Source organism: Ruegeria sp. AN11, from assembly GCF_056536005.1.
Genome location: NZ_JBQFJD010000001.1, coordinates 935,084 through 955,364 on the forward strand (window position 1 = coordinate 935,084; position 20,281 = coordinate 955,364).

At 52.4% G+C, this 20,281-nt stretch carries 18 protein-coding genes; 12 read left to right on the forward strand and 6 right to left on the reverse strand.

What is annotated here, in order from left to right; all coding sequences use genetic code 11:
• Window positions 1–231 precede the first annotated feature (231 nt).
• Window positions 232–909, forward strand: coding sequence for an SOS response-associated peptidase (locus ACR3EQ_RS04615; protein ID WP_480489879.1), 678 nt, complete (start codon window positions 232–234; stop codon window positions 907–909).
• 28 nt (window positions 910–937) lie between these two features.
• Here the strand turns inward: ACR3EQ_RS04615 and ACR3EQ_RS04620 are convergent, their stop codons facing one another.
• From ACR3EQ_RS04620 to ACR3EQ_RS04630, 3 genes are all read right to left on the reverse strand, one after another.
• Window positions 938–1,285 carry a TSCPD domain-containing protein gene (locus ACR3EQ_RS04620; RefSeq protein WP_480489881.1) on the reverse strand — a complete coding sequence of 116 codons (348 nt, stop codon included), beginning with the start codon at window positions 1,283–1,285 and terminating at the stop codon, window positions 938–940.
• 4 nt (window positions 1,286–1,289) lie between these two features.
• Window positions 1,290–1,592 (reverse strand): DUF736 family protein, encoded by a 303-nt coding sequence (locus tag ACR3EQ_RS04625; RefSeq protein ID WP_480489883.1) that lies wholly within the window; start codon window positions 1,590–1,592, stop codon window positions 1,290–1,292.
• Window positions 1,593–2,234: 642 nt separating this feature from the next.
• A complete protein-coding gene (locus ACR3EQ_RS04630) occupies window positions 2,235–4,511 on the reverse strand; it encodes a type IV secretory system conjugative DNA transfer family protein (protein WP_480489885.1) in 2,277 nt (758 codons plus the stop codon).
• A 90-nt stretch (window positions 4,512–4,601) separates the two neighbouring features.
• On the opposite strand from ACR3EQ_RS04630, the gene ACR3EQ_RS04635 reads away from it, so the two are divergent.
• The 9 genes from ACR3EQ_RS04635 to ACR3EQ_RS04675 all read left to right on the forward strand — a co-directional run bounded on the left by ACR3EQ_RS04635 (window position 4,602) and on the right by ACR3EQ_RS04675 (window position 15,218).
• Window positions 4,602–5,369 carry a hypothetical protein gene (locus tag ACR3EQ_RS04635; RefSeq protein WP_480489887.1) on the forward strand — a complete coding sequence of 256 codons (768 nt, stop codon included), beginning with the start codon at window positions 4,602–4,604 and terminating at the stop codon, window positions 5,367–5,369.
• A 1,027-nt stretch (window positions 5,370–6,396) separates the two neighbouring features.
• Complete coding sequence (locus ACR3EQ_RS04640; RefSeq protein WP_480489888.1) at window positions 6,397–6,813, forward strand: TerB family tellurite resistance protein; 417 nt, start codon at window positions 6,397–6,399, stop codon at window positions 6,811–6,813.
• 20 nt (window positions 6,814–6,833) lie between these two features.
• The gene (locus tag ACR3EQ_RS04645; protein ID WP_480489890.1) at window positions 6,834–7,211 is read left to right on the forward strand and encodes a hypothetical protein; all 378 of its coding nucleotides are present in this window, start codon (window positions 6,834–6,836) and stop codon (window positions 7,209–7,211) included.
• A gap of 861 nt (window positions 7,212–8,072) precedes the next feature.
• Entirely contained in the window at window positions 8,073–8,864 is a 792-nt protein-coding gene (locus tag ACR3EQ_RS04650) for a hypothetical protein (RefSeq protein ID WP_480489892.1), read from the forward strand.
• A 7-nt stretch (window positions 8,865–8,871) separates the two neighbouring features.
• The gene (locus ACR3EQ_RS04655; RefSeq protein ID WP_480489894.1) at window positions 8,872–10,725 is read left to right on the forward strand and encodes an AAA family ATPase; all 1,854 of its coding nucleotides are present in this window, start codon (window positions 8,872–8,874) and stop codon (window positions 10,723–10,725) included.
• Window positions 10,722–11,369, forward strand: a complete 648-nt coding sequence (locus ACR3EQ_RS04660) for a 4Fe-4S single cluster domain-containing protein (RefSeq protein WP_480489896.1) — start codon at window positions 10,722–10,724, stop codon at window positions 11,367–11,369. The genes ACR3EQ_RS04655 and ACR3EQ_RS04660 overlap by 4 nt, the downstream gene beginning before the upstream one ends.
• An 80-nt stretch (window positions 11,370–11,449) precedes the next feature.
• Window positions 11,450–11,881 (forward strand): FHA domain-containing protein, encoded by a 432-nt coding sequence (locus ACR3EQ_RS04665; RefSeq protein ID WP_480491743.1) that lies wholly within the window; start codon window positions 11,450–11,452, stop codon window positions 11,879–11,881.
• A 92-nt stretch (window positions 11,882–11,973) separates the two neighbouring features.
• Window positions 11,974–12,642: a PP2C family protein-serine/threonine phosphatase gene (locus ACR3EQ_RS04670; protein WP_480489897.1), complete on the forward strand. Its 669-nt coding sequence runs from the start codon at window positions 11,974–11,976 to the stop codon at window positions 12,640–12,642.
• Window positions 12,639–15,218: a serine/threonine protein kinase gene (locus ACR3EQ_RS04675; RefSeq protein WP_480489899.1), complete on the forward strand. Its 2,580-nt coding sequence runs from the start codon at window positions 12,639–12,641 to the stop codon at window positions 15,216–15,218. Before ACR3EQ_RS04670 ends, ACR3EQ_RS04675 begins: the two co-directional genes overlap by 4 nt.
• Window positions 15,219–15,634: 416 nt before the next feature.
• On the opposite strand, the gene ACR3EQ_RS04680 is transcribed toward ACR3EQ_RS04675, so the two are convergent.
• A complete protein-coding gene (locus tag ACR3EQ_RS04680) occupies window positions 15,635–16,765 on the reverse strand; it encodes a zinc ribbon domain-containing protein (protein ID WP_480489901.1) in 1,131 nt (376 codons plus the stop codon).
• A gap of 293 nt (window positions 16,766–17,058) precedes the next feature.
• On the reverse strand, window positions 17,059–17,619 hold the full coding sequence (locus ACR3EQ_RS04685; protein WP_480489903.1) for a hypothetical protein: 561 nt from the start codon (window positions 17,617–17,619) through the stop codon (window positions 17,059–17,061).
• Window positions 17,620–18,185: 566 nt separating this feature from the next.
• On the opposite strand from ACR3EQ_RS04685, the gene ACR3EQ_RS04690 reads away from it, so the two are divergent.
• A complete protein-coding gene (locus tag ACR3EQ_RS04690; RefSeq protein WP_480489905.1) occupies window positions 18,186–18,506 on the forward strand; it encodes a hypothetical protein in 321 nt (106 codons plus the stop codon).
• Between the two features lie 81 nt (window positions 18,507–18,587).
• Window positions 18,588–18,911, forward strand: a complete 324-nt coding sequence (locus ACR3EQ_RS04695) for a hypothetical protein (protein ID WP_480489907.1) — start codon at window positions 18,588–18,590, stop codon at window positions 18,909–18,911.
• Window positions 18,912–19,245: 334 nt separating this feature from the next.
• Here the strand turns inward: ACR3EQ_RS04695 and ACR3EQ_RS04700 are convergent, their stop codons facing one another.
• A complete protein-coding gene (locus ACR3EQ_RS04700) occupies window positions 19,246–20,271 on the reverse strand; it encodes a chorismate transformation FkbO/Hyg5 family protein (RefSeq protein ID WP_480489909.1) in 1,026 nt (341 codons plus the stop codon).
• Window positions 20,272–20,281: the final 10 nt, after the last annotated feature.

Genomic DNA, 20,281 nt, shown 5'->3' on the forward strand with positions numbered 1-20,281 from the left:
CCGAACGCCTCATAATTCTGGTCTGCTGGGACTGCAAGCGGATTGGTGTCTATCCTCGCGACCGTTTCGCTGATCTGGTTGGACCAGACACCTATATGCCTGATGCCAAGACACTCATCGCCGCCCGCGTCTGTGAAAAAGCGCTAGATCGAAACGCGTTGCTGTTCGACCGATGCCAAATCCAATATTATCGGCCCGATCTCAGACATCGCGATCAGGGAACTCCATAGCATGTGCAACCTCTACTCCAACACCACAGCCGTTGAGGCCATGCGAAGGCTGTTCAAGGTCGATCCACGCCATGACCAACTTGGCAACGCAGAACCGAGATCGGCGATCCATCCAAAAGGCACTGCGCCGGTTGTCGCGCTGGATGACCAGGGAAATCGCGAACTGATTGAGATGTCGTGGGGGTTTCGAACACCAAAGGTGTCGAAACGCACCGGCAAACCGATCAAACCGGCAGCCTGGAACAATGCCCGAGACGACAAGCTGATGAAATCTGGCCTTTGGAAAGCGAGTTTTCAGGAGCGTCGGTGCCTGATTCCTGCGTCGAGTTTCAACGAGACGAAGGGCCAAAGGCCAGCGACAGACTATTGGTTTGCGTTGGTTGGTGAAGAAGAAGAGCGGCCCCCATTTGCGATTGCGGGGCTTTGGCGTCGAGAGATAGAAGATCTTCTTGAGCCGGAGCATCCGCGCTGCGTGCATACAATGGTGACGACCGAAGCCAATGACCTTGTGCGTCCGATTCACGCAAAGGGTCGAATCCCAGTGATCCTGCAGCCAGAAGATTACCAAACCTGGTTGACGGGATCGCCGGAGGAGGCCGCGGCGCTTCTTCGGCCCTACCCGTCAGAAAAAAAATTCGGATTGTTCTGCAGGTCATTGGTGAAAAGCGCGATGCCGTAACGGATTTCGGCCGCTAAGTGACCGGCCGTCATGGCTGCGCTTTCACGAGCTCGTCGGCGATCAGTCCAATGATGCTGGCATAAGCGATGGAACCATCCGGGCACTCAGCCCGGGCCAGTGACTTGGCAATACCGGCTGGGCGAGGTCCGTGCTGCAATAGCAGCGAGATCAGGACGCAGGCGTCTTGCCTCTGGAATTCCAGCGCAGAACCGGATTTGAAACCAGCCGAGTAGAAAACCTCGCGCGGCCTCCCATCCTCATTGGGATCGTATCCAACGGACAGGCGGATGGTGTGCCCTTCGGGCGTCACGATGCGGCGCGTTTCCGTCAAGCGACGCTTGGGCAAATCGTGCCGTGGATCGGGCGTCTCCTTCATGCCTTTATCCTCGCATGTTTCGCTGTGTTGTCGCTGAAAAAAGCCGCCCGGGAGGGAGTCGACGGAGTTTGCCGTGAGTGGCACTCGGGTCTTTGCGACCGCTGCTCAATGCCCGGTGTGCCCAGGCCGATCCAATGCGGATCACCTGCTTGCGTGGGGTGCGGGTGGTGATCTCGAAGTCCGGGTGCGTCTCCTTGGTCTTGTGGGGGTTCTTCGTCAACGTGATGTCCACGTCGAAGGTCAGTGATGCGATCCAGCCGGTGATTGCGTCGTCGTCAGTGCGGGTGATTTTTCCATCGATTGCCATTTGGCTTCTCCTTTGTTTCGATGGGGATAAGCCGGAAGGGACCGAATGAAGGATGCAGGCGGAAAAACGGAGGGCCCTCCGGAAACCGTTTTTCTACTTGCTGAAGCTCAAAAAGTATCTCGTGATCGGAGCCGAAGGCGGAGATCTTCAATACCGAGCTGAAGGAACATTCTTCAGGCGTTCCTTTCATCCCCATCAAAAGAGAAACAAAGGAGGAGGCCAGTGGTGATTGCCAAGATCACACTGATGACATTTCGCAAATACCAGTGATCGCAAAGCGGTTTCCAGTCGTGAATCCGCGTACCACCAACCCACAAGGCGACGGGTGCGCTTGGACGGGTCAGAACATTCGCTGCTCGAAGCCGGGGCGGTTTCCTAGATTGGCAGGGCAGGCGCGCGAAGGTCGAGATTCTTGGATTACGGGTCGGAAACGGCCATATTGGAGCTGAGAATTCCCAATTAAGCGAAAACCCTTTAGGAGGATTGCAATTCCGTGTTGCTAACGGGACAACACCCAACAATTTGCTGTGGTGATATCAGGGAAATAGCTTAATTTTATTGCAGGGATCTAAAGCGAACACCCCTAAGGGCGCTCGACATTAAAGGGCATTTGGCTTTCCCACCCACCGAAGGCAGACCGCATCACGATGGCTCATCCGATTTAGATGGGCGCTTCTGGCTGCTCTGACTACGCATGGGTATTCCGCTCTCCGAGAGGCGGAAAGGCACAGGGAGGCTGACCTGTCCGCTATCGAGAAACCGGCCTATCGCGTTGAAATCAGATAGGGACATAAGATCCTGGCGGGAGACTTCTCCGCCGATCCAGTCAGCCAGCAAATCAGCGTCGTAGGGACCTGATCTCATCGCCACGATGTTCCCGGTGTTTCCAAGAATCGATTGGGCCAAGCTTCCGTTGAGGCGTTTGAGACGATTTAGAGACTGTGTTGCCAACGTCATCTCTAGACCGAATTTCCGGCACTCTGCAATGATCTCAGCGACCACCTCCCCTGAATAGCTTTGAAACTCGTCGAGATAAACGCGTACGGGCCTGCGATCGGACCGGCGCCGACGACCGCGTGCCAACGCGGCGGAGAAGAGCGCGGAAGAAAAGATACTGCCGAGGATCTGGGCCTCCGTCTCGCCAACCTGCCCCTTGGCTAAGTTGACTAGGCAGACTCCTCCTGAGTCGAGAATTTCGTTGAAATCGAGCGTGGACTCCTGGCCGCACAGGATTGGGGTGATCACGGGGTTTCCCACGATTTGGGTGAGTTTTGACACGATGTATGGAGCAATATTCTCAAGCGATGCCTCCCCACCCGCTTTCACAGCCATGCCGCGCCAAAAGCGAGCGACCTGTTCGTCGTTACAGTGTTTGAGTAGTTCTCGACGGAAACTCGCTTCTACGAACACCCGGTCCATGTCGCCAATTGTGTACCTGCCAGTGCCGCAATCGGTCAGGAGCAAAAAGGCATTTCTGAAGTAAGCCTCGAACATCGGTCCGAAGCCCTCGGGCACGTCTTTGTAGAGCGAGTATTTTAGGATCCGAATCAATTGGTTGCATATGAAGCTCCTGCGATACGCCTCATCAGCCGATTGCAGTAAGTTGAGGACGTAACGATTCTCTCGGTCGGCGGTATCGGCACACCAAACCGGGATGTCGGGGTAAAATCCGACAACCTCTAAAGCATCTTCATAGAGATCGCCGTGGGGATCAATCAGAATCACGCCGTGCCCCCTTTGGATATCGTCAGCTATCATGTTTTGAATCAACGTCGACTTTCCAGTGCCGGTGGCACCGCAAATCAGAACGTGACGAGATCGCGCCGCGTCGCCAAGACAGACGGCCGAGCCGCTCGCATCGCGTCCTAGGAAAGCACTAGCCTCCGGTTTGTGGCCCTCAACGCTTCCGACAAAGCTGCATTTCTGGAGAACGACTTGCGAAATGCACATGGCAGGTCGCCTTTGCCCGCGCACGAGGCAGCCGGTAAGATCCAAGTCTGCTTCGTCTGCTTCCCTACTAGCCGCGGGCGGCAATGAAAACAAAGTAGCCAAAGCAGATGGAAGCGGATCGAAGGCCGGTAGGCCGGGAGTCACAGAAAGTGAGAGCGTTATGCCTGTCTTTGCCGAAAGCCACTCCTCAATCAGCTCGGTCATCGTTGCGACGCGTTCGAGCTCTATACCTGATCGCAACCAACGTCCACGCGACTCAAGGATGTCGCGATAGATGTTGGAGAGCGTTCTCAATTCTCTGCAATCGAGGTGGCGTGACGTCAAAGCAAGCCGAAACCGCGCCCGGGTCTTTGTTGCTAGAAGCAGGAGCAGGGCTTCGGAAAGTGCTTCATCCGCACTACTGGCACCCAGAAACACAGCTTGACCATTGCCTTGGCGCCTTGGTCCCTCCACAAGCAGACGCGGATCAGGCGCGCCGAGCAAATTGTATGTTGTAACGGGAAATGCCCTCAACGGAACTGCTCGAAGTTTCGGGAGTGACGCTGGCGAGGTGCAGGCCCTAGAGGCGACGTCGAAACTCGGGAAGGCAAGCTCAAGGACATGTCGAAACTCGTCGGCATCGGCCGCACTATGGAGGATGGCTCCGGCGGAGAACTCCAGAACCGGACTTGTTCGATCTAACTTTCCAAAATCAAGCCAAAGGCTTTCGCCAACTTGAAGCTTATCAGCGAACTGCCAGATGGCAGAGTCGTTCGCAGACTGCGTCGGAGGGTGGAGAGGTCCCGAGGTAAACCCAAAAGAATGTGAAACAACATCTGGCGAAATGCGGGCCACGGTCTCTTCAGCTGCGAGCATCGCGTACTTGGCGCTGGCGGGAAAAGGGTTCATAGGCATCTCCTGCAGAATTTTTGATTTATGAAAGGGAGGCTTTCGGAACGGTTGAATCTCTGGTGGGCGATCCTCCAGCATGCTCAGCTCGCGAGTTGAACATTGCATTGGCACACGGTTTTCGTGTCTCATCTTCAACGCAAACTTTGAGACAAGGACCAAGCAGAATTAATGGCTATCGAACTGGACATTCCACTGGTGCGCCAACTGATCGAGACGCGCTTTGGCTCTGTGGATGCGTTCGCCGTCGAATGGGAACATCGGGTTGAGACACGCAAGCAACGGTCTGGTGGAGCGCGGGACCGAGCCACAATATATCGTTGGCTGAAACAGGGAATTCCATCAAAGCGCGACGATCTATTTGGCTTCGCGGCTGCTTTAGATGTTGATCCTTTTGCGCTTCTGCGCTTGGATTCCAGATTCGTAGAGCGCAACTTTGCTAGGGAGCGTCTTCTGTTTCAGCTTGGTAGCACAGCCAGGTCTAAGCTTCACCCATTTTGGGAGGTCTTTATACCATCTCCGGCCTGGCCGAACGAAGAACTGCCAAGCAACTTCTTTGGAAGAGGATGGTCCAAATTTCATTTCGATCACGAAGCAACCGAAATCGCAAACGTCTTTGCAGGTGTTTCAATTCAACCTGAGACCTGCAAGGATCAAATCTCACCAAGAGTTTTTATGTTTGCGTACCGGCGCGCAGAAGCTGTGGACATGCTTTGGCGTCCCTACGGTGTGGTTATTCACCGATACGATAGCACACGACTTCTATCTGAGAATGGCGCCTACGTAGAGCATCGCACGCCATACTCAACTCTAGACTTTCTAGTCGAAACATACTTTGGACGTGGGCCGGCCCAGTTCCAAATTGCTTCATTGCATGAGTTTTCTGCAAGCGTCACCATTCCATCAGAAAGCTCGCTAGCAGTTAGATTCCCTGCTTAAGTACGCGATCGATCCTTCTCGGCTGCTTTGCGGCTGCGCATCAGATAACGCATCGCTTCGTGCGCCTCCCAGACTTGCCCGTTGAACGTCAGTTCTTTGCCTTCCTATTGCGCCTCATCTCAACAGCACGACTTGTATAGCCAACGTCACGGCGGCAATTCTCTGCCAGTTGCCGGAAACAATCTGGAATTTTCAGGAGACTGGATCGAAGACTACGACGAAAACCACCCACATAGCGGTCTGTAATGGCACTCACCTCGCGGGTTTGTCATAGCCAAAACCAAAACCGGCGAAGTGTCCGTTGAAACGGGGACTGGTTCACGCATCGAGTAACTCTGTCTCAAAGCGTTTGGTTAAAATGAGACACCAAGACAGCGGGTTCGTGCAACATACACGCTTAAATCGTTAGTGAGACGAAGCAGCATGACTACGACGATGCCGGAACTGGAGCCACTCGCAAGATTGTGGTGGGCGCCCAAAAGGACAGCCAGCCATTTCTTTGCTGGAGGTAGCACAAGCTATGGGCTTCAACTTTATATTCGTCACTGGAGGATTGTCGTGCTTACGATCATCAATCTGCCTGTTAGCACAGAAAAAAGTTGACTCGCTAGCAGTCTGGGCAGTTCACTAGCCATATTTAAATAGCAAAAGAGAGAGAAATTGAATGTCTGGTAAAGAGTTGGTCGAAACTGTCTACGGAAAGCGGCACAAGTACGAAATCATGCGAACACCTGGTGGCTTATTGAGCAGTTCCAGTTTTTCGATCTATCGAGACGGTTCGTATTGGAAAGGGTCCTATGACTCCCTTGCAAGGGCTGTTGAAGTTGCCAAAGACGCAGGGTAGCGCGACCGCATGCTCCTAATTGCTAGTTCTTTTTTAGTACGGATCCTCTCGAAGCGAAAGTGTTAGCCAAACAGAGCGCCGCGCAAGCGGCTGCGGCAGCTAAGGGTGTATTAAACAAGCCAAGCTAAGGGGCAATTGCGAAACACCAGAACCACTTTTATTTTGGGGGCCTATGGGAAGCAAATGAGTTTGTTCAGTAAACTAACGGGTGGGGGAGAGACAAATCTCGACTCCAAGGCAGCAATTCTGCTGGCCTGCATTACGATGATCGCTGCGGACGGCGACATTGACGACGACGAATTGTCAATCCTTCACCGTATTAATGGACCGAACGAGACACCAGCTTGGGATAGTGCTCTGAAGGCTTGGAAAAGGCACGACTTCGACGAGTGCATCACTTTGGTGGCCAAGTTCATTGATCGAGAACACGTCAATCCGCTCATGGCCAACCTGATCGACATTGCGATGGCCGATGGGTATCTGGCAGGTGATGAGCAGCAGCTACTTGAAGCTTATATGGAAGCGCTTTCACCTGATCAGGCTCGCGTCGAGATGTACATCGAAGTCATCGGAGACAAGAACTCCGTTTCGACCATATAGTATCTCGGAACCGCGGGTAGATGGTCGAGGTTTTAACGCTGGGGATCATGGTGAGTGGCTTTCTCATCTTGGTTGGTGCCACTTTCGTAGGCAAGCGTTTGCTGGCGCTGACCATGGCCGGAGCTTTCCTGGGGCTGGCTTTCGAACCCGTACTATTGAGAGCTTCGCCGGAGCTTTTGGCTGGCGTACCCGCTTGGGTCCGCATCGCAGGAGTAACGATTGTAGGACTCTGGGCCCTGCAGGCGCTGCTTTCCTTTCTGTTTGGCAGGAAAGTTGCGGATACAGCAGTTGGAAACATCGTCTCGCAATTTGTCGTAGCAGTTGCCCGCGCGGGAGTTTGGCCGTTTCGATGGCTGCAGAGGACATTGAACTTCATAGGGCGAAACGATGGTGGCTGAAAGTACCCTGAGGTGAAGCTTCATAATAGTGGGTTCGCTGTCGGACACGTCGAGGTCTAGGATATGTAATTGGGAGAATCCAAAAATGGGAAATGGAATGCTGTCGAGGATCAACTGGGGTAGCACCCTAATCTTCATGCTCTGGCGCGTAGCATTCGGAAGTGTCGGCCTATACCTATTTTTTGCGGTTACAGGCGGTGCGAGCGGCATAAATCCTATAGCTTTGCCATTTGCGGTCCTCATTATGTCGGTTATGTCATTTGTGTTTGCGTGGATGTCTCAGCAAGGTGTCCCACTTGTGGGGTTGTTCAGCATGGTCTGCAGCATCCCGATGTACATTGGAGATCCGATGGTCTGGGTTCTTCACAAAATCCAAGCCAAGTGGGTTCCAGTCGCCGAACCGGGTTTCTTCAATCCACCGTTCGTTTGGGTTCTCAATGAGTAATTTCCGCGAAGGGGTGCCACGCGATGAGCGGTCCAAAGTGCGGTGAGTGGTCCGTCGATTCTAACCTAGAGCGCGAGCGCAGGATCGGAGTCGAACTCCGCGCTAGTATCGATAGTACGAGGCTCGCGCTCATCGCGTTGCATGCGAAATGGACTGCGGCGACCAAGAAATATGGAAGCGAGTTTCCCGGCCTACCGTCACAGGACTTAGGTCGAGCTTCTGACGACGCCGACAATGACACTCTACGTAGGGTGTTGGACCAACTGCGGTCGAAATTGACTTCTCTCGAAAGTCAACTTGCCGACGCAGAGTCTGTGCATAGGATCAGAGATCTGCTCTCGAAAGCTTCAGCGTTTGAAAAAGCCACAAAAGTCTCGGACACAAGTCGTCAATACAGAAACGCGGACACTGTGGAAATGCGGAAAGCGAAGCTTTCTGCGACCTTGTCTTTGCTTGATCCGAGCGCAGCCGGCGACCAGCGGCGCGCAATCGAACTATTAAGCGAAGAGGCACTCGCAAAAACTGACGTTTCCAAGTTCGAAAGCGCCTTGCTCGAACTCCGACTGGGGATTCAAAGATCCAATCGGAATAAGAAAGAGCGAGATCGGGTCGCAGCGAAAGTTGAGGAACTTCTTGATCACCTAACCGGATTGGAAGGTCAGGAAGTCTCGCGACTCAAACATGAACTTCTTCAAGCGCGTGAAGGCGAATCTAAACTCCGTTCCGGCATCGAAGCAGAGGTTGCTTCTGCTGCCGCGGCAGCAACTGCGAAGGAGGACCGGCACTACGCGTCCAAGGTTCTGATCGAAGAACTGGAGAAACTCGGATATTCTGCAGAAGACAACATGCAGACGGTTTTGGTAACGGGCGGTGAGTTGCAGATCAACAATGCTGATCTCAAGGAGTATGCCGTGTGTTTCGCAGTCGATAACCAACGGGGGCAATTCGATGTCCACCTAACTCGCAGTTCGGATGCCGCTGACTCGATTAGTGGCGAGCGTCGGCTACGCGATCGGAGTATGGAAGAGAAGTGGTGCGGCGATCTCGCCTCAGTGCTCGCGTCGGCGGCCGCGCGAGGCGTAGTAACCCGAATAACAGAGCGAGAGAAACCGGGCGTCGTTCCGGTCGCGGTGCGGCATGAGGCTGAGCGTCGCCGAAGCACCGTCGCTCCCCGCGCGCGCTCAATGCGGCTCCCAAGTAGCGAATGAAAAGCTTATGACGATCCAAAACCCCAAAAGCCAAAGCCGCTGGCCTTATTGGATAAGACAAGTCGAACAGTACCTCGATGTCAGTTCTCACTTTGTGATCTCCGGAAACATCCGAGACTTGCACTTGATTCCGACAAAGGACGGCGACTTGTTCTGCTCAACAGTGGAGAGCCTCGGAGAAGCGCTAGCGCCACGAGGTTTAGAAGTCATGTTGGTCTATGACCCAGTAGACGGTTTGCGCGCGCATCCAGAAGCCGGATTTGCGAGGGTGGTTGATGCAATAGGTCGTGATCATCTCACTCAGAAGGCACCCGGTCCGCTGTCCATGGGGGACCTCGCTGGACTTATATCGGGAATGCAGGTCTGCGGCGATCTAAGAGTTTGCTTGATCGTTGACTACGCTTCGCGGCTAGTATCCAGAGGTACAGACCTTACCGAAGTCGAAAGAGAATTCTTCACGAGTTGCTTGAAGTTGGCAGATACAGCTCAGGAAATTCGCGCGCCTCGAGATAACGGAGAACTGCTCTTCAACCCTGTATTCTGGTTGGTGGATTCTCCCAACGATCTTCCTGATTGGTTTGTCGTTGGAAACGAACGAGTTAAGGGAATTCCCATCGAACTGCCAAGTCGCGAGGTTCGGAATCAAGCGGCGACGCGTCTGGTTCAAGACCTTCCGGGTGCCAAAGAGCTTCCAGAGTTTCGACGCCTAAAGGTGTCAGAACGTCTCGTAGACCTGACCGATGGGATTTCGCTGACGGGTATGCTTCAAATCCGAACGATTGCGCGACAATCAGGAACTCCCGCTGATCAAATAGAGGATGCAGTAAGAAGCTTTAAGGTAGGGGTTTCGGACAATCCCTGGAAGCAATCCCACTTGCGGGAGCGTCTGCTGCAAGGCGAGGCCCAAATCGGAGGGTCGATCAAGGGACAGTCGGTCGCAGTCGAGAAGACCCTCGATATCCTAAAGCGATCGGTGCTCGGTCTAACTGGCGCTCAAGCAAGTTCATCAGCTGGCCGGCCTAGAGGCATCTTGTTCTTTGCCGGTCCGACTGGCGTAGGGAAGACTGAGCTTGCCAAAGCCGTCACAAAGCTGATCTTTGGAGATGAACAGGCATATACACGGTTCGACATGAGTGAATTCTCCTCCGAGCACTCGGAGGCAAGACTTATTGGTGCGCCACCAGGGTACGTTGGCTTTGATGGTGGCGGCGAACTCGTAAATGCGGTTCGTCAGAAACCGTTCTCTTTGATACTGTTCGACGAAATTGAGAAGGCACATCCAAGGATTCTTGATAAATTCCTACAAGTCCTTGAAGACGGTCGCTTAACGGACGGTCGTGGGCGCACAGTCTTCTTTTCAGAAACTGTTCTCGTATTCACGTCGAATCTTGGCATGTACTCAATAGACCAGCACGATAATCGAGTGCAAAATGTCTCTATGGAATGTACCTACCAGGAAATTGATGGCCGAATAAGATCGGCGATCTCGGAGCACTTTCGGTTTCAACTACAAAGACCCGAGCTGCTCAATAGATTTGGTGACAACATCGTCGTCTTCGATTTCATTAGGGCAAAAGTAGCTGACGAGATCTTTGATAGAATGCTGTCGAACGTTGCGTCGCGTATTAAGAGAGAGCTTGGCTTAGAGGTTTCGCTTTCGGAAGAGGTTATCCGAACCGTCAGACAGTACTGCACTTCCGATCTGACAAATGGCGGTCGAGGCATTGGAAACAAACTCGAGACAGCTCTAATCAATCCACTTTCGCGTGAACTTTTCCGAAGCGATCTGACGAAAGGGCGCGCGATAAGCTTGGTCGGATTGGAGATCTCTGAGAATTCCGTAGTGGCTCAACTCGAATGAAAATTCGCCTCAATAAGGCACATTTCCCGGTCCGAAGTCTTGGGCCTGGTGAACGGGTCGGGATCTGGTTCCAGGGATGCAGCATCCGATGCAGTGGCTGTGTTTCTCTTGACACGTGGGGACTGCGCCCTTCGACCGCTGTCGATGCCAATGAAGTAATCGCGTGGTGTTGGTCTCATCTTGCAGGGAGCGCTGAAGGGCTGACAGTTAGTGGCGGCGAGCCCTTCGAACAACCGGAAGCGCTTACCTACATAATTGAAGAGCTTAAGTACTTGGGGGAGGCATCAGAAATCAGCTTTGACGTACTTTGCTATACTGGCCTTCACTATGGTGAAGTGTCTCGCCGATTTGCGCAGGTTCTGAGGTTGCTGGACGCGATCGTCACCGGGCCGTTCGAACAGCACCTGCCAACTAAGAAATATCTATGTGGGTCAGATAACCAGGAGCTTCGAATACTAAGCGAGAAGGGTAGAGAGAGTTTTGAACGGGGGGGTAGGTTGTCCCAGGAGAAGCGGATGGGTGTTAGCGTAGCCGACGATTCCGTGTATCTTACCGGAATTCCACGCGAGCATGATTTGGAGAAGCTTCGCAGAGCATTGGCCTCACGCGGTGTCAGTCTTGGGAAAATGTCATGGCGCGAGTGAGAGTCTGCAAGTTCTGCCGGCACCCGAACCCGGCGGATGAGTTCTTCTGTCAAGGGCATATGGGCGACGAAAACTGTGGCATGCCCTTGCAAGGTCTGCCGATTATCGACGAAGGCCAAATTGCTGAGGAACCTTTCGAAGAAACACGATCCAAGAGTGGCTACGGCGAAACATCCCAAAATGGTCAAGACGCGGAAGAGGGGACTATCGCTATACTTGAGTGTCCTTGGGGGCCACTGAGAATAACTGGTGCGCTTGGCATTGGCAGAGACATAACTTTTTGCACTGCGGCTGCAAGTTTCTCTGGCTACATGACCGTCTCCGGGGTCCATGCACGAGTCTTCTATTCACAGGGAGAATGGTTTGTCCGGGATATGGGTTCAACGAATGGGACATTCTTGAATGGAGTACAATTAACGGTCCACGAAGACAATCTGATAAGCGATGGGGATCAATTGCATTTTTCCAAGAGCTTCAGAGCAGTTTTTCGCACTATTCAGGGGTACGAATGAAAATAAGCGGAGCCGCAGTAACGAATACTGGTGGTACTCGCGTTTCGAACGAGGACTGCTTGCTGGTAGGCTCGTGGAAGGAGCAACGTTCGATGATTGTTCCATACACCTTCGAGTTTTCGACGCCTCGAAGTGAGGTAGTGCTGGTTGCTGATGGTATGGGCGGGCATCGTGCAGGAGAGTACGCAAGCAATATGGCGGCGAATGCCTTTATTTTAAACGATCAGCCCATGACCGATACCGTCAGTCTTGAAGCTTTTATCAAGAGAATAAATCGGTCGATCTTCGATGCATCCACGGAAGACCCGAACCTAGAAGGAATGGGAACGACCGTTGCGGGCTTGGTTTGCAACGCTGAGGGTTTACTTTGGTTCAATGTTGGGGACAGCAGGGTCTTCCGACTTCGAGATGCATTCCTGATGCAATTGAGTGTTGACGATGTTGCCCCGAGAGCAGTGGTACCTGGAACTGCAAAGGCAGGATTGAACCAAGCACTCGGTGGCGCGCCCCAGTTCATTGATATTGAACCGCACATCGGAACGGAGCCTTTGGTAGATGGGTGGAGATACCTCATCTGCAGTGATGGATTGACTGACGTCGTATCGGCCTCGACCATCGAGGACATGATCTCGGATAGCGACGAAGCGTCAGTGCGGATGCTCCTTGATATCACACTCGCGGAAGGAGCTCCGGATAACGTTTCGATAATAATGATTACTGTTAGGGCCGAGACTACGGATCGCATGGGGGAAGTAGGATGACTGACCGGACGGTGCGCGAAGGAGCAGACGATGCTACAGCAGGTCGGACGGTGCGAGAAGGATCGGTTATTGGGGGGACAGTTCGAGAGCACACTGGTGGCGGAACGCTTCGCGAAGAGAGCGGTTCACCTATACCGGAAGGCTGCTCTGGTCGTGCCTGGCTACCCTCGGCGTTGGCCAGCAGGTTCGAAGTTGTAGAGGAGCTCCCGGCCCGCGGAATGGAAGCGGATCTTCTGGTTGTTGCAGGCGAAGATGGTCGCCGCTTCGTGGCGAAGATCTATCGCCGAGACAAGAAGCCTAAAGAAGAAGTCCTTCGCATACTGAAACAAGCAAGATTTGAGCATGTCGTGCGTCTGGAGGAGTTCGGCGAGGAAAACGGCACCTACTGGGAGTTGATTGAATACATCGAGCATTCCAGCCTCAGAGCGCTAATCGATCAGAAGGGCCCGAAACTGCCCGATGCGACAGTCAGGCGGATCCTACGAGAACTCAATGATGCGCTCACTCATCTACATGGACTGCCGATCGAGCATCGGGACCTCAAGCCGGACAATGTCCTAGTCAGGACCCGACAGCCTATTGATCTTGTGCTGGCCGATTTCGGAATCGCATCCTTGATGGATGCATCTGTCAGAGAGACTAGCGCTCACAGGACGATAAGTTACGCGCCGCCAGAAGCGATAGGTGTTTTTACAGACGAAGACGACAGGAGCCGTCGCAACGTCGCAGTCGTCCGGACCCGCTGGGACTACTGGTCGCTTGGAATGATCCTCGTGGAGATGTTGGTAGGAGAACATCCTTTCAAAGGCCGATCGGAAGGAGTGATTGCGCATCGTCTCGCAACTCAGAATGTCGATGATCTGGTCGAAGGCATTGAAAAAGAGGGGTGGCGAAAACTCTGCCGTGGCCTACTTCGGCGTGACCCGCTCAAGCGTTGGGGTTCCGAGCAGGTCAGCCTGTGGTTGGCGAACGAACGCGATTACCGGTTGGCCGTCGAAGACGAGGTTGAACCCAACGAGTTTCAAGCCCCGCCCATACTGTACTATGGAAAACCGTGTCCTCTCCCTAAAGAACTTCTGATACATTTGCGAAAGGATTGGCACAAAGCTGAGGAATACTTTGCGTCGGGCACGAACCTCAATGAATTGGTTGAATGGCTGCGCTTCAAGCTCGGTATGGAAGACCTAGCCGACGCAATCAAGGGTACGGACACCGACACTACCCTTAAGACAATTGAAAGTCGGACTTTTTCCTATATTCAGACGATTGCCAAATTTACTGGTGATCATCGAGTTGAATACAAGGGCCGAGAGCTTTCGCCTGAAACGATCAAGCAGACTGCGGAATGCGCTTCAAAGGGTGACAGAGCGGCTGGCACACGACTCCTTGAATTGCACGAGAAAGGAGTTGTGCTAGTCGCCGGGAAGTTTGAAACGGCATCCGAATTTTCCAAGATTGCCAGCAATTGGCATGACGCCATTTACGATTACCGCAGCAAGGTTCAGGACATCGAACGTAACGGCGCTCGGGCGCCGGCGCTTGAAGGCGACACGCTAGTTAAACTGCTCGCTGCCTCTGTACCTGTCTCTTCGGTCGTGCACGAACTGAGAAGTGCCGCCCACCGCGCCATCACATCGGACGCCCGAGAATGCTCGTGGTTCCGCAACCTCGGTGATCCTAGCAAAGCTTCCTTGGGCGCGATTGTGATCATGCCCCATGTCATTCGTGACGCCGAGGCGGGTGCCAGAAAAAGAAGGTCCGAGGCAAGAGTCAAAGAAATTGAAAGGAGAAGGTTTATCGCTAAAGCGATCGCTGGGGGCGTCATCGCGGTAGTTGTTTTGGCAATTGGGTATTACAAGTTGAAAGAGATCCAACTGAATCGACAGGCCCTCATTCTTGCCTCCGAAAAAATTGAGAGCATTATTCCCCAAGATGCACCTCCTGGCTCATTTTTCATGAGATTTGTCGATGGTTCTGGGGGGAACTTCCAAATATTTCAAAAAGACGACAAGATGTTTTTGATAAACCCCTCGGGAACAAAATGCTCGTGGGTTCTTTCAGCCGAAACAACCGGGGTTGGGAGTCAGGTCATTTACGACGGTATCGTTGATCGAAATTTTGTTGGAAAATTCTTTAAAGGGCACTGTGGCGGTGATATGAAAATTGGAATGCGACTCCTGGGTGAAAAAGCATTATCTTTACAATGGATTAAGGGAGAAGAGGTAATTGCAGATGGTACATTTGACAGAAGTGCGTACGATTCCTCTGAGCGGAACCGCATTTCAACGCAATCCGCGCGAGTATGGGCATCAGACTACAACACTAACAGCAATCGAGTTCAATTTGAGCCTTGGGCAAATTCAATAATCATTCATGTCGAGTGGGAAGGAAACTTCGTTCCCAGCGACAACGCAGAGTTCCAAATTATTTTTCCTAATGGTGGAACTGGAAATTGCCTCCAACGATATTGCTCTTTGGCAAAAGATAATAACGGATCTTATTCGAAGGGCACTTATATCTTAAATGCCAAAACGCGTCATCGGAATTTAGCATCATCGAGGTTTGTTGTACGTTGAAGTACGCAGGACGCAAAAGTAAGTGGGCATTTGACAACTTATCTCAGCGATGGCCAGAATATTTCTGGCTTAGGGAAAACAGTGTTCCGACCCCACATTGATCAGTTGAGGCGTTTGTTTTTGAGTTTCCAGCGCTCGGCGAGTTGGCCATCTTCAAATACATCAGCGGCTTCTACAATCCACGACGCAGGCATTCCGCGCTCGGCTAGAAAAGCCCCGTGGCCTTCGAGCGAAACGTCGCATTAGTGAACAAAAGGAGCGGCATCAAACCGTTGCAGGTCCAGTTACGGATCCTTATGATCACTATTCGCCACAAATTCAGTCAGTCCCGCCTACTAGCCCGACAATGACGCTAGTGCATGATCGAATTTTGGTCCATCGGGGCGGCATACTCCTAGCAGTTTGCGGTCCTTCGATCACATTTGAGAGCGCCCAATTTCTTCGAGACGCTTAGTGATAACTGAATTGGCAGCGTCTGCTTCAGATCTTTTCATCTTCACCTCGAGGTACTCGCCGCTGTGCTCAACTACCTTCAACACTGCCGCTTCTCGCCGCAACCACCAAAGGCCAAGTGCTGCGGCCAAAAATCCTAGAGTTCCTATGAAAGAACCAATGAGGTAGGAGATCACGACACCCACTAGACAGATACCGTAACCTGTTATCGGAGTATCTGCGTAAACGTGAGAACTCCACGTGTTATATAAGTCGATCGCGTACCTAGGGCTTTCCACGGGCTTATTGACCGCGACGACGGCTCGGCCCGTAACTGCGACGTTCTTCCCGGCGAAGAGAATGTCGTCATGCGGCTCTTGGCTTCTGGCGGCGATACTTGGTGGCGATGCCTGTGCATCGCTGTTTCCAAGTTGGCCGAGAATTTCGTCCAGTTTCTCGGATGCCGATCGGCCATCTGTCATCGTCCTCCCTTGACACAACAGTTCAAGTTGCTCCGAGCAGTTCCTGATCTCGCCGCGAAAATGCTCCGCGTAGTCGTCCATTGGAGGCGAAGACTGCTCAGCCAGATCTACAAGTTTGTCAAGCTCAGATATCGACCACTCCATGTGGGCGGGATCTTGTCTCATGTCCTTGTCGCTGAAAAGCTTAGTATAGTCCTGAGCTATTTCAACGTATCTCCGAGCCAAGTATAGGGCCTTTTGTTCAGTGTTTGCCTCAGTCCATCTATTGGAAACAGAGTCGGGTAGATCTGGTGTTGACTCGATTTCCCCTCCGGCAAGCTCTGCTTCTCTGGATCTCATAGCATACCGAATCTTTTTGTATTCCTCGTACTCATCAAGCTCCCCGTAACTTAATAGATTCCCAATTATACTTGGAGCCGTTAGGGAGCCCTTGTGCTCCGGTAAAACGTGCTTCACGTAATCATGAATTAGCCACTCCAAGCTCAGGCTATCCATCGAACGGTGATAAAATTCGGGATAGCCTAACTTAACGGCGTTATTTAGAACTTGACCACAAAAGCGACAGCTTTTGGCTTCTGACTTGACCATTTCGGCGCAGTTCGGGCATTTGAATTCATCAGCTTGGTTGGTCAATTTTTTAACCTCTCGAAATACAAAGTTGTATGATTATTCTCTGGAGTTTATGCTCCAAACACGCCTCCAAAAGCTCCCTGCGATTTAACGATCTCGTACTTGTATCGCTTGCCATATACATTTTCCACGACGTCCCTAGTCGACATTCGCTAACCCTCCGAAAAATGACTTTATTTTACTTCGCTGGAAGACCCAAGCAAGAGCGTTGCGCGCAAACAGACCAACGCGTCTGCAGCTTCAAACGGGATACCCACCCTGTTTCAACGGCGCGCGCGTAGCGTTTAGAGATCTGTTCATCTATTTTGATTTTGGGACCGGCAGCAGTCCGGCTGGCGGGGCCGGCAGAGCGTAGATGCGAAGCTCCCTGCTTCAGCAACGGTTGCAACCGAAAGGCTCGGCAAGACCTTAAGAAAAAAGTCCCCGCAGCATAATGCAGACGGGGCCAAGTTGATCCTCACCACAAGGATGTTTTGAACACATTCAATGAAAGCATGAACCGCGCGCCATCTGTCTCCCTTAGGAATCGCGTCGAGGTCACGAGCCAACACGGCCCGGCGGTTTCTCAATGCCACGAAAATCGGTGTGGACGGATGATTGGCCCGCGCCCCGCGCTGCGGGCGGCGGATACCAATCGGACCATGCCTGTAAAACCAAATGGCCAGATTGATCGCCTCAAGGTCTGCATCGCGGTAGATCACATCGAGCGGCATACACACGGCGTGAGTTTCCAGATCGCGATTGCGCTTTCGGGAAAGGCGTCGTCGGTTCAGCACATAGCCGCAGTCACACCATTCGCGCGCATTGTTCCACCAAAGACGCGTGCCTGGTGTGCCGTATTGCAGGAGCTGCGTCATGGAAAGAGCTCCAATTGAACTCCGGTCAGGCGTTCCAACTGGTTACGGTCGGTACGACCGGTTGGGTCTATCCGCGTAGCAATACGGCGGGTGGTGCGCAGCATCCGATGCAATTTCTTTTTTCACCATATCCGGGCAGCCATTGGAAATGAGACCTAGCGTTTCCCGATCTTTTGAGCGCAGCAATGTGCAACAGCCGAGATTGGCCGCGTGACGGCACCTATAGGGTCCATGCTGCGAAGTGTGGGTCGCTTTGTAGGGTCGGTCTCACGTTCTTTTTTCGCGCATATTGGACACTCTTCTGTAACACTAACCGCGAGAGCTGCAGCTCTCCGTCCCACCCTGGACGAAAGCATGAAGGGCGCGCAGGAGTTGTGTCCTGCAAGGCTGCATAAAAAGCTGATGCGCCACCGTTAACACCCTCTACACCAAGCAGGATTGCATCATAGGGGTCGCTTGGTGCGGTAGGAGCAGGCTCGGCGGAGCCTGTGCTTTTTCCCTGAAAACACAGCGTTTTCAGCGTCTTTTTCGGACCGCCTACGGAGAACACAATCAAAGGAAATGAAATGACCTGTGAATGCCCCGGGAACGTCGCAACGATTGCAGAAGACCTGCCGCCACCGCTGCAGACATACGAAGCAATCGCTCAGACGCTTCCCCCACAAAGCACAATCGAAATCATCACCACGAGTGTGAAATCCTTCGGAGGCACAGTGATGCAAACCATGACAAATGCTCCGCACTTTGTCGGTTCCACATCATGGGGCTGGGCCGCACTAGGCCTGTTTGCACTGCTGATCGTCCTGTGGCGCACCCGCAGAACCGTCAGCGTGACGAACAACTACTATGCCCACCCGAAGAACAAGTTCCGCAAACGCAAGGACTGAGCCCATGGCACAGCGACAGCTGTGCCTCTTTTTTCCGGACAGCCATTGGAAGTGAACCCGTTGAAATGAAAGGTTAATTCAATGCAAAATGGAAAATTCATGTCGCATCGAGAGAAATCCAAACTGTTCGCACAGCTGGATGCACTCTTTAGACAATTTGAACCCGCACGCTTGGCTATCAGCGTACGTGTGTTCACATTCCTACTAGGCGCTGCAGTGCTCTCAGCACTCGCACTGGCCGGACTTCAGATGTTCAAACCTGAACAGTTCATGGATCTGCCCGCCATCGCACAGAATGTGGCGATCTGGACCACCAACCTGCTTCCGTGGGTCGGTGCTGGATTGCTCGCAGTCTGTGCCGGTGAGTGGATCGGTGTGGCTATCACAGGAAGAGATCCTGAATAAACCAATGCGTGCCCCGCAAGGGGCACTGCACGCTTTTTTCTGCGATTTCAATAATATCCGGACACCCTACGGAAAACCCTGGCATATGGTTGGTAATATGCAAGCACCCATCCGAGGTGCCGAAAAGTAATCCCTTTTTTTCGCATGCCCAAGTGAGGACCAGAGGTCCGGGCCCCATGTAAATTTAGTTTGTTGAGCAAGGACGCGTGACGACGCTAGTCAACTCTATCTGGACCAGATCCGCGGGTGCGCGAATATAGAGCAACCGCGCTCGCCATTTGCAGGAAAAGTAGGTCAAAGAATTTTGAAGAGGCAGATTAGTGGGGTCGAATTGCTAAGAGGTTTTCTGGTTTACGCAGCCTTCAACTTCGATCAGCAGATCCTTGCGGCAAATATCAACATTCATGAAAAACAGTTTCCGCCTGTCCAGCTTCCATTTCTTCGTCAGAATGTCGCTAATCAAACCGTAGTCTGAAGCACGTCTGAAATAGACCTTGAGGTGATCCACGTCTTTCAATGTAAAGCCATGTGACTGGCCGGTCACATTTTCGTCTACGGAAGAAAGTATGCACTCAACATTTTCCATCATGATGTCGATCTGCTTAACTAGATTTCCTTCGCCAACGGTTTCAGAGCCTCGGATGCTGGCAGTACCTGACAGGAAAAGGCAGGTTCTGAGTGCATCACCCTGCTTCGGTTCCTTTAGAACCGTCGCTCTGGCAAAGCTGGGGGCTTTGGGGCCATAGTATCTGGGATAAAGGTAGGCAGGTGTCTGCAAAGGGTTTTCAATATGTCGGTACTGACAATTTCTTGACGCGACAATGTATCCGAGGATGTCGTTAGAATGCGATCCTATCCCAGTTGCCGCAGGCATTAAATTTTCGCTTAGATGAAATGCCTCAAATGCTCTAGCCCGACCTGCGCAGAACGATCGGTATCGTTCAATTTCTCCTTTTGGAACCTCGTTAATTCGCGGAATGAAATTCCAAGACCTTAATAAAGTGGTGAAACCCGAGTCCAGTAAGTACGAAAACAATTCATTGTAGGAATGATTGACAGTTGCTTCGACATTCTCGATCGTGCCTAGCTTACCAAATACAATTACGTTTTCACCAACGTCTATGTACCGGAGGTCGCTGTTGGATATACTTCCGTATTGGATGTTTCTTCCCGAATCTGCCCACCAGTTCTCGCAAAAGTCCACTTTGTGTGTCGGCGTGCCCATGGCCACGCTCATTTCACGCTCGTTGACTGGAGAGACATTTGCAGTGCAGTCGACGTAATGCACTCTGAAAACCGGTGCATCACCCGGACTTGCCGACGAATTCGATTTGCTTAAGAAATAGTCTATTCCGCGCATATTCAATCTC

Coding starts and splice junctions, on each gene's coding strand:
- ACR3EQ_RS04670 (WP_480489897.1), top strand. CDS start 11,974: ATGATTGTTCCATACACCTTCGAGTTTTCGACGCCTCGAAGTGAGGTA.
- ACR3EQ_RS04615 (WP_480489879.1), top strand. CDS start 232: ATGTGCAACCTCTACTCCAACACCACAGCCGTTGAGGCCATGCGAAGG.
- ACR3EQ_RS04685 (WP_480489903.1), bottom strand. CDS start 17,619: ATGACGCAGCTCCTGCAATACGGCACACCAGGCACGCGTCTTTGGTGG.
- ACR3EQ_RS04645 (WP_480489890.1), top strand. CDS start 6,834: ATGGTCGAGGTTTTAACGCTGGGGATCATGGTGAGTGGCTTTCTCATC.
- ACR3EQ_RS04665 (WP_480491743.1), top strand. CDS start 11,450: ATGCCCTTGCAAGGTCTGCCGATTATCGACGAAGGCCAAATTGCTGAG.
- ACR3EQ_RS04690 (WP_480489905.1), top strand. CDS start 18,186: ATGACCTGTGAATGCCCCGGGAACGTCGCAACGATTGCAGAAGACCTG.
- ACR3EQ_RS04640 (WP_480489888.1), top strand. CDS start 6,397: ATGAGTTTGTTCAGTAAACTAACGGGTGGGGGAGAGACAAATCTCGAC.
- ACR3EQ_RS04630 (WP_480489885.1), bottom strand. CDS start 4,511: ATGCTGGAGGATCGCCCACCAGAGATTCAACCGTTCCGAAAGCCTCCC.
- ACR3EQ_RS04620 (WP_480489881.1), bottom strand. CDS start 1,285: ATGAAGGAGACGCCCGATCCACGGCACGATTTGCCCAAGCGTCGCTTG.
- ACR3EQ_RS04625 (WP_480489883.1), bottom strand. CDS start 1,592: ATGGCAATCGATGGAAAAATCACCCGCACTGACGACGACGCAATCACC.
- ACR3EQ_RS04635 (WP_480489887.1), top strand. CDS start 4,602: ATGGCTATCGAACTGGACATTCCACTGGTGCGCCAACTGATCGAGACG.
- ACR3EQ_RS04650 (WP_480489892.1), top strand. CDS start 8,073: ATGCGGAAAGCGAAGCTTTCTGCGACCTTGTCTTTGCTTGATCCGAGC.
- ACR3EQ_RS04660 (WP_480489896.1), top strand. CDS start 10,722: ATGAAAATTCGCCTCAATAAGGCACATTTCCCGGTCCGAAGTCTTGGG.
- ACR3EQ_RS04675 (WP_480489899.1), top strand. CDS start 12,639: ATGACTGACCGGACGGTGCGCGAAGGAGCAGACGATGCTACAGCAGGT.
- ACR3EQ_RS04655 (WP_480489894.1), top strand. CDS start 8,872: ATGACGATCCAAAACCCCAAAAGCCAAAGCCGCTGGCCTTATTGGATA.
- ACR3EQ_RS04695 (WP_480489907.1), top strand. CDS start 18,588: ATGCAAAATGGAAAATTCATGTCGCATCGAGAGAAATCCAAACTGTTC.
- ACR3EQ_RS04700 (WP_480489909.1), bottom strand. CDS start 20,271: ATGCGCGGAATAGACTATTTCTTAAGCAAATCGAATTCGTCGGCAAGT.